The 1,180-nt window shown below is 67.6% G+C and carries 1 protein-coding gene; it reads right to left on the bottom strand.

The genetic code is table 11. The features are described 5' to 3' along the window. Window positions 1–1,135, bottom strand: a protein-coding gene (locus tag AX669_RS01235) for an IS3 family transposase (RefSeq protein ID WP_156444881.1) whose coding sequence is annotated in 2 segments (ribosomal slippage) — window positions 1–848 and window positions 851–1,135 — 1,133 coding nt annotated over the 2 segments. Because the reading frame shifts where the segments join, the coding sequence is not laid out codon by codon here. This gene is flagged as partial in the annotation. Window positions 1,136–1,180: the final 45 nt, after the last annotated feature.

The following is a 1,180-nucleotide window of genomic DNA, read 5'->3' as shown; positions in this document are numbered from 1 at the left end:
GTCAACTTGCCGAGGCGGGCTTGGCGTCGTCGGCGGTGGTAAGTCCGTTCGGTCCAGGTGACGATGGCCAGCCTCAGCTGGTCGCGGGTGTCCCAGGTTCGGCGGTCCAGGACGTTCTTCTGCAGGAGTGCGAACCAGCTCTCCATGGCGGCGTTGTCCGCGCTCGAGCCGACTTGTCCCATGGATCCGAGCAGGTCGTGCCGGGACAGGGCGCGCAGGTACTTGCGGGACCGGAACTGGGACCCGCGGTCGCTGTGGACGATGCAGCCGGCCACGTCGACGCCCGCTCGGGCGCGGGTGTCCACGGCGTGTTCCAACGCCTGCACGGCCAGGCGGGCCTTCATCCGCGAGCTGATGGAGTACCCGAGGAGCCGGTTGGACCACACGTCCTTGACGGCGCACATGAACACCTTGCCCTCACGGGTGCGGTGCTCCGTGATGTCGGTCAGCCACAGCTGGTTCGGGCCGGTCGCGGTGAAGTCACGCTGGACGCGGTCATCGTGCGCCGGCGGGCCGGGCCGGCCCTTCTTCGCGCGCTTCTTCCCGAACACGCTCCACCACGCGTTGCTCGAACAGATCGCCCACGCGGTGCGGTCGCACATCTCCTGCCCGGCGTCGCGGGCCTCGTCAGCTAGGAGGCGGTACCCGAACTCCGGGTCGTCACGGTGTGCATCGAACAACGCGTTCGCGCGGTGCGCTTCCACCCAGTCGGCGTCGGTCACGGGGTTGGCCAGCCACCGGTAGTACGGCGCCCTGGCAAGTTTCAGGACCCGGCACGTCACCGTCACAGGCACCCTGATCGGGGCATCCTGGGCGGCCAGCTCACGGACGAGCGGGTACATCATTTTCCCGGCAGGTTCGCCTGCGAGAGGTACGCCGCAGCGCGGCGTAGCACCTCGTTCTCTTGCTCGAGCAACCGGATCCGACGGCGAGCCTCACGCAACTCACCAGAGTCGCTCACCGCGGCGGCGGGTTTGTTCCCGTCCTGCCGGTCAGCGATGGCGATCCAGTTCGTCAGGCAGGACTCCGAGATCCCGAAGTCCTTCGCGATCTCCTTCAACGTCGTCCCGGCCTCACGAGAGCGAGCGACCTCGATCACGTTCTGGCGGAACTCCTTGGGGTACGGCTTGGGCATGGTGCACATCCTCTCCTGCGGCACCGAACGGCACCACAGAGTCGA

This window comes from Dermacoccus sp. CCH2-D9 (assembly GCF_001556795.1).
Lineage (GTDB): Bacteria > Actinomycetota > Actinomycetes > Actinomycetales > Dermatophilaceae > Dermacoccus > Dermacoccus nishinomiyaensis.
Note: the sequence above shows the minus strand (reverse complement) of the source record. Positions and strands in the feature narration are given on the sequence as shown.